Source organism: Pseudomonas sp. C11 (assembly GCF_034683865.1).
Classification (GTDB): domain Bacteria; phylum Pseudomonadota; class Gammaproteobacteria; order Pseudomonadales; family Pseudomonadaceae; genus Aquipseudomonas.
This window is the reverse complement of the sequence record NZ_JAWIIP010000072.1, coordinates 1-245: the sequence shown is the minus strand read 5'-3', so window position 1 is coordinate 245 and position 245 is coordinate 1. Positions and strand designations below refer to the sequence as shown.

General features: G+C 62.0%; 1 pseudogene. It reads left to right on the top strand.

Features of this window, described 5'->3' with window-relative positions:
* Positions 1-245, top strand: a pseudogene (locus VC352_RS24965) (polynucleotide adenylyltransferase PcnB); the annotation flags it as partial.

Here is a 245-nt window from a genome sequence, read left to right as displayed (position 1 = left end):
CGAGCGTTTGCAAAGGGCTGGTTACCAGGCCTACCTCGTCGTCGTTTGCGTGCGCGACCTGCTGCTGGATATCGAACCCAAGGATTTCGACTTGGCCACCAGCGCCACGCCCGAACAGGTGCGCGCGGAGTTCCGTAACGCACGGGTCATCGGCAGTCGTTTCAAGCTGGTTCACGTGCATTTCGGCCGCGAAATCATCGAGGTCGCCACCTTCCGCGCCAATCACCCACCGGGCGAGGAAGAGG